The sequence below is a fragment of the Nostoc sp. DedSLP04 genome, from assembly GCF_034530775.1.
Lineage (GTDB): Bacteria > Cyanobacteriota > Cyanobacteriia > Cyanobacteriales > Nostocaceae > Nostoc.
Genome location: NZ_JAVRCL010000123.1, coordinates 1 through 6829, shown reverse-complemented (window position 1 = coordinate 6829; position 6829 = coordinate 1). Strand labels below are relative to the sequence as shown.

Annotated in this window: 6 protein-coding genes and 1 pseudogene; 3 read left to right on the top strand and 4 right to left on the bottom strand. The window is 39.7% G+C overall.

Going from position 1 to position 6829, the window contains the following annotated elements; all coding sequences use genetic code 11:
- Nucleotides 1-297 precede the first annotated feature (297 nt).
- The 3 genes from RMX89_RS34245 to RMX89_RS34235 form a co-directional block, all read right to left on the bottom strand.
- Nucleotides 298-678 (bottom strand): DUF423 domain-containing protein, encoded by a 381-nt coding sequence (locus RMX89_RS34245; RefSeq protein WP_292732078.1) that lies wholly within the window; start codon nucleotides 676-678, stop codon nucleotides 298-300.
- 115 nt (nucleotides 679-793) lie between these two features.
- Nucleotides 794-1273, bottom strand: a complete 480-nt coding sequence (locus tag RMX89_RS34240) for a hypothetical protein (RefSeq protein ID WP_322673203.1) — start codon at nucleotides 1271-1273, stop codon at nucleotides 794-796.
- Between the two features lie 330 nt (nucleotides 1274-1603).
- Entirely contained in the window at nucleotides 1604-2587 is a 984-nt protein-coding gene (locus tag RMX89_RS34235) for a helix-turn-helix domain-containing protein (RefSeq protein ID WP_322692116.1), read from the bottom strand.
- A 366-nt stretch (nucleotides 2588-2953) separates the two neighbouring features.
- On the opposite strand from RMX89_RS34235, the gene RMX89_RS34230 reads away from it, so the two are divergent.
- The 3 genes from RMX89_RS34230 (at nucleotide 2954) to RMX89_RS34220 (ending at nucleotide 6028) form a co-directional block, all read left to right on the top strand.
- The gene (locus RMX89_RS34230; protein ID WP_322692115.1) at nucleotides 2954-4564 is read left to right on the top strand and encodes an acyl--CoA ligase family protein; all 1611 of its coding nucleotides are present in this window, start codon (nucleotides 2954-2956) and stop codon (nucleotides 4562-4564) included.
- 414 nt (nucleotides 4565-4978) lie between these two features.
- Nucleotides 4979-5347, top strand: coding sequence for a hypothetical protein (locus tag RMX89_RS34225; protein ID WP_322692114.1), 369 nt, complete (start codon nucleotides 4979-4981; stop codon nucleotides 5345-5347).
- 249 nt (nucleotides 5348-5596) lie between these two features.
- Nucleotides 5597-6028 (top strand): GFA family protein, encoded by a 432-nt coding sequence (locus RMX89_RS34220; RefSeq protein WP_322692113.1) that lies wholly within the window; start codon nucleotides 5597-5599, stop codon nucleotides 6026-6028.
- 81 nt (nucleotides 6029-6109) lie between these two features.
- Here the strand turns inward: RMX89_RS34220 and RMX89_RS34655 are convergent.
- Nucleotides 6110-6278 (bottom strand): annotated as a pseudogene (locus tag RMX89_RS34655) (efflux RND transporter permease subunit); the annotation flags it as partial.
- Nucleotides 6279-6829 lie beyond the last annotated feature (551 nt).

The window sequence follows — 6829 nt, the reverse complement described above, 5'->3', positions numbered from 1 at the left end:
GTTTCCTAAATCCTTTGTGAGCAAGCTTTTCAAGACTTAACGGGAAAAGTCAGATAAGCTTTTAACTCCTCATTACTAGCCTTTTTAAACAAGATAAATTTAGAAATTGAAAATTCTGCGTGATTTATAGATAACGGTATTAATTTATTTATATGCACGTTGTTAAAATTATGATTGATGAATTGACCAATATTATTTTTTGGAAAATATTTTTGTTGAAAAGATGCTGTAAAGACAAGATAAATGAGCCTCTAAAAAATGAAGTTAAGAGTTAAAAACTCCTAACTTCTAACTTTTTTACAACTTCAAATTCCAAGCAGCAAAAGCTAAAGCACCCCAACCTGCCAGAAAGGCTGTGCCGCCTAATGGTGCGATCGCTCCCAAGGATTTAATACCGGTTAAGCTAAGGGCGTACAAGCTACCTGAGAAAATAGCAATGCCAATAATAAATAGCCATCCACTGGCTACGAGTGTGGGTTGAGGCGACTCGGTACGACTAATTAGTATTGCTACTAGAAAAAGTGCCAGAGCATGATACATTTGGTAACGAGCGCCAGTTTCAAAAATTTCTAGCGATCGCTCACTAATCTTTTCCCGCAGGGCATGGGAAGCAAAAGCACCAGCAGCAACCGACAAACCGCCTAAAATGGCAGCTACGCTCAAAAAAATCTGCGTCATGAGACCTAGCCGTAAGTTTGTAAAGTAGTCATTGGTCATTGGTCATTGGTCATTAGTGAATAACAAATAACAAATGACAAAGGACGAAGGACAAAGGACAAATGACTAATGACAATTAGACATCAAAATGATATGATACAGCCCCTTCTTCGTTCACCTTAAAATTTGCATTGAATTCTTTAGCTTTTTCATCTAAATATTGTCTGGCGTGGGCTGCGGGTAATTGTGACTGGATGGCAAAGCCTAAAACAGTTACGCGCCCGTGATTTTCTTGTAGCATCTCATAAAAAATCGATTGCAGGCGATCGCTAACTTGTTGATTAATTGCCTTTTTCTCCTGCCGACTTTGACGGTACAATCCCAATGCTAACCACGTACCCAATGTTAGGGTAGGGACACCAAAAATTAGACCACCAACAGCAGCATTATTATCTTCATAAGTAGCATTCGGTGCGTTAAACTCATACTCACCCGCCGGTATTGAGATGGCTTTAGGTGTAGCGAATTTTTCTAGTGCCGCTGTTGCTGATAGAGTTACAAACATGAATCCGAGTGTCAGTAGCCAACCGGCAGCTAATTTTTCAGCAGTTTTCATAGTTTCACTTCAGATTTACACTTTGCTTGCGATTTTAACCTGACTTTCATAAAGGTTCCAATATATCAATTAACCTGACTTTTCACGTTATGTGGAAAAGTCTACCAAAAATCCCCTTACCGCGTCGGTAAGGGGGAAAATTCAAAATCTCTCTCCTTTTAAGAGAGAGAAATAGAAGTGAGGTTTTTCAGATACCGTGAAAAGTTAGATCAATTAACTCCCAGTTACAGTTTTTTAGCTTTTACACAATATTTTTTGCCTATGCTCACCACTCATGGAATGGAGCGGCGAGGACGGCATTAAGATGTAATTGGATTGTGGTACAGTTCGTTAATACGATCCTTCTGGTGGGGAAATATCAGATCCGACAGCCACACCAGTATTATTAATGGATTTAATCCCCGGTTTAACAGTAGAGGATTGCTGTTTTAACGATTGTAAAACAGAAGAAGAGTTATCTTGCTCAGTTGATATATTGGTATTTGCTTGTTGCTGGGACATCAAAGCTAATCCTCCCATTGCACCAGCAAGAAGAGCTGTATAACCTACATATAAATGCGTCGGACGAATTTCTAATTCCATTCCTTTTTTAGATTGGTACGAAAGAGGCTGATTTACTGGTATAGCTGCTTGTACTGGCAAAGAAGCAGCTAAAGCAACACCATTAAGTCCTAAAGCATCTCCATAACGTCGGATAAATCCACGTAAAAAAATGTCATCTGGCAATTCTTTCGAGTTGCCGTTTTCTAATGCCTCTATCAGCTCGGTTCGGATATGAGTGGAAAGCTGGATGTGGTCTAAAGAAAGCCCTTTGGACAAACGGGTTTTTTGGAGTTGTTGCCCGATTTGATGTAGGCACACCATACGTTGTTGGTCTGCTTGCAAGGCAAGTTCTGCTTGAGAAATTCTCTGATGATTCAGAAATTGCAGTGGTTTTTTCCACAGCGAATTTTCTGCTGCATTTTTAGAGGATTGCTCCTGTTGAGTGCAATCCTCCTGCTGTATCTCTGATGAAGAATTGACTGTTTCTGTCGCTTGCTTCGTATCTGTAGCTGTTTCAACTTTTTGATTTTGTTGGGCAAATTGTCGAAATGCTAAACCGATCGCTTCTCTACCTACAGCTTTTAATAAATCTTGAGCCTGACCTGTTTCTTCACCTATTAACTTCTGCACAATCGCTAAAGCACGTCGATAAACTCGGCTACGATGCAGTTGTACTTCTATTTCTCCTAAAAGCGATCGCAACTCATCTTGAGAAATTTCAATATTTGGATTGCCCAGAATTTGCAAATAGTGTACAGGAGTAGTAACCATTGTGAAAACCTTTTATATTAACTCAATCAAAGAAATTTACAATTATATCTTCACTATTTTTCCTAACTTCACCTTGGTTTTCCGGATACTAATTGTATAATTTAAATTTTTTAATTCATCATCAACACTGGAACAAAGCCATAATAAACGCAGTCACGATCGTAAAAATGATACTGGCATCTCTGTGAGACTAAACCTTGGGTGCCTACCATTTGCAAGTAACCGGAATCTCAAGGTAGACTGAGCCAGCCCCTGAGCCTAGTCTAATTGAATGCGATCGCGGTAGCTAAGTACTGTAAAAATCATGTAGTGTTTTATGACCGTATGGTATGCTCATGCAGTAAATAATTACTGTTAGCATTAGCCATGAACCCTGAAGCAGTTGATCGCAGCTTTCTCACACCTCTAACTTTTATTCAACGTAATGCTAAAGTCTATAGTCATAAAGTTTCTATTATATATAATCAAAAACGCTTCACTTACAGGGAATTTGCAGAGCGGATCAATTGTCTAGCCTCAGCACTCCATTATGCTGGACTTGAAAAAGGCGATCGCGTCGCTTTTTTTTGTTTCAATACTCCACCCATGCTAGAAGCCCATTTTGCTGTGCCTTTAATAGGTGGGATTCTCGTATCTATTAATACTCGTTTGGCTTCTCAGGAAGTTGCTTATATCTTAAATGATTGCGGTGCTAAATTTCTTTTTATTGATACAGAGTTAACAAATATAATTAGAACTATTCAAAATAGTCTCAAAACTGTCAAGTATATAATCAATATCAGCGATAATCAAGGATTTGAACCGATAAATGGAGAGGATTATGAAGTATTTCTCCAAACTGGTAATCCAACTCCTTTGCCTTGGGTAATTACAGATGAAATGGATACGATTTCTATTAATTATACTAGTGGGACTTCTGGTAAACCCAAAGGTGTAATGTATTCTCATCGCGGTGCATATATTAACTCTTTAGGAGAAATAATTGAAACAACACTAACACCTAACTCAGTTTATTTATGGACTCTGCCGATGTTTCACTGCAATGGTTGGTGTTTTACTTGGGCGGTAACTGCTATCGGTGGTACTCATATTTGTTTGCGTAAATTTAACCCTGGTAATATCTGGAAGTTAATTCAACAAGAAGGAGTAACTCATTTAAATGCTGCACCTGTAATTTTAATTTCTCTCCTCAATCATCCAGACTGTCCGCAATTATTAGCAAAACCTCTAACTATCACGACAGCAGGCGCACCATCATCACCAATATTAATTGAAAAACTGACTAAAATTGGCGCAAAAATTATTCACGTTTATGGTTTAACAGAAGTTTATGGCCCATATAGTGTTTGTGAATATCAATCAGATTGGAATAATTTAAATATTGAAAAACAAGCAAAACTTATGGCACGCCAAGGCGTACCTTATATCGGTGCAGATGGTTTGCGAGTTGTAGATCGAAATATGAATGATGTTCCGGCGGACGGTGAAACAATGGGGGAAGTGGTGATGCGGGGAAATATGGTGATGACAGGCTATTATAATGACCCAGAAACAACTGAAAGTGTATTTAGAGGAGGATGGTTTCATAGCGGTGATTTAGCAGTAATGCACCCTGACGGTTATATTGAAGTGCGCGATCGCATGAAAGATATCATCATTACAAATGGAGAAAATGTCTCTAGTATTGAAGTTGAACAATGTCTTTACCGCCATGAAGCCGTGTTAGAATGTGCAGTTATTGCTGTACCTCATGCCAAGCGGGGTGAAGTACCAAAAGCTTTTGTTACCCTCAAAGAAAACGCGCAAGTTACAGCACAAGAATTAATCCAATTCTGCCGCGATCGAATTGCTGGTTTTAAATGCCCTACGACAATTGAATTTACTACTCTGCCAAAAACTAGTACTGGTAAAATTCAAAAGTATCTTTTACGAGAAAAAGAATGGATAGGTTATGAAAAGAGGATTTATGGCAGTTAGTTGCGATATCTAAATTCACTGCCAAGTTTACCTGATATTGTTATTGAAGGATATAAGCGGCTGAAGTTGCGAATCAGGCAAGGACTCCACAGCGCTGGTCTGTTCTACATTGAGATTGAGTCAATCTCACGCTGGGATAGCTGTTGCTAGATGTTTTTTCAGCTTCCTTGTAACCAACACCAATTAGACAGCTAGGGTCTGCAAAGGCGATTTTATAAAGAATTTTTAAGAAATTAATATTTTTCAGAAAAGGAAAGACCTAATGCTGAAGTAATCCCCAAAAGTTCAGAATCATAGATTTTGTAGTTTACACACACTCTAGTGTCTGAAAACCTTACATGGTAAAGTCTCTGATGTACTTCATCCATGTCGAAACCTAATTATTAGTTTTTCAATTTTTTGGAGGAGAGGAAAATGAAGAAGTTCAGCTGTTTGATGATTGTGGGGGCAATATTGTCGATTAGTGCGCCGGCTGTGGCTGAAAGTCGTGCCGTTAATATCAGTATTGGCAGTATTGGTGGTTCCTTAGATAATGCTGCTTTGCGAACAGTTCGCCAGGTTATCGGGTCTGCTGTCGGCAATAGCACTGTCGATAAATTCATTGTATATAGTCCCAGAACTGGATCTATTCCTATCGAAGGAGGTTTATCTGCTTGTGCTGAAGCTGGCTTCGGGATCAGCAATGCAACATTTAATGCTTTTGTCCAGCAGTTGCGTTCAATTAATCCCAAACCAGGGACTTTCTACAATCTAGAACTTACCGCAAGCTGCAAACTGAAATAAGACGTTTGCACTCAACCACGGTAGGATGGGCTTCGTACCTCAGCCCATCCATCGAGTTAGACTCCACGCGATCGATGCAAAACTCCATATTTTGAAATTGGAGATGTAACATCAATGTTGATTTAAATCAGCGTCAAGAAGCGACTAGATTAGTTGTATCAGCCTCTAAACTCAATAGTGCAGATACTTCCAGCATAAAACAAAAAAGAATGTAAAAATAGAGCGCATTTTTGGGAGCAGAGAAACAATATGTCTAATGTGAGCATTGCAAAAGGTAGCTGCTTGTGCGGAGTAGTAAACGTTTCTACAACCCGTATGAGCGATCGGGTAGAAGCATGTCATTGTAGTATGTGTCGCAACTGGGGTGGAGGACCTTTGTTAGTAGTTGACTGTGAAAATGAGGTTAGCTTCTCTGGTGAAGAATATATCGAAGTTTATCAATCTTCAGAATGGGCAGAGCGTGCATTCTGTAAGAAGTGTGGTAGCCATCTATTTTACAAATTCAAACAAAATAACCAGCATTTCATACCCGTTGGACTATTCGATAGCTGTGAAGGTCTTGTTTTCGAGCGTCAGATATTCATAGATGAAAAGCCCAAATATTACTGTTTTGCCAATGAAACTAAGAACCTAACAGGGGCGGAGGTATTTGCACAGTTTGCACCGCAATCACAGCAGTAAAGATTGGAGTTACTTTTTAGCATATCTGTGATTGTCTGAGCAATTATTGTCAGGAAAGCCTTGGTAAATGCCTTAACTTGGGGAAAATGCTAAACCTCCGGTTAAGGCATATTCCTAGACCTTGATACAGTTGAGATCCCTGTCCTAGAAAGATTGCCAAGGGAACCATGCCTAGAACGCTTGTACCTGCTGACATAATGATCATGATGGCACGGAGGCGATCGCGTATCGCATTGTAGAGCGATTCATCGTTCAGTCGCTTAGATCATTTCGCCTTACACTAAGTAATGTCGTATTTGCGACTAATCTCATACTCTAGCTTGTTCAAAGTTCACCTATTTTTTGTTAACAGCCACTCTATTAATTTATTAAGTGGTGAAACGCCGAGCGCGCCAATACTAATATCGTGTCCGGTTAAAGACTTATCATTAAGACGGCAGGGGAGCAGGGGTCAGGGGGAAAGAGGGTTTCCTGGTTTTTGCACAGATGTGGGAATTATAACTAATTAGGCGGACATAATATAACTCATCAATTACGGCTATTTTCAGGTAAATAGACCACGCGCTAGAGGCGCAAGGCCTTGCGCCCCTACGACAGGTGTGGTTCAAATACATGTACATGAAAACTGCTGTCAAGTCACTTTGACGCAGACATCAGGTCAATTGGAGTACAAAATACTAATAAACTTCTCTGTTTTGCCTTCACGTTTCGGTGTTTCGTGCAGCCTGTAGCAACTTCCGTCTTCCCTGTAAGAGCTTCTGCCTTCGCGTTTCGGTGTTTCGCGCAGCCTGTAAGAGCTTC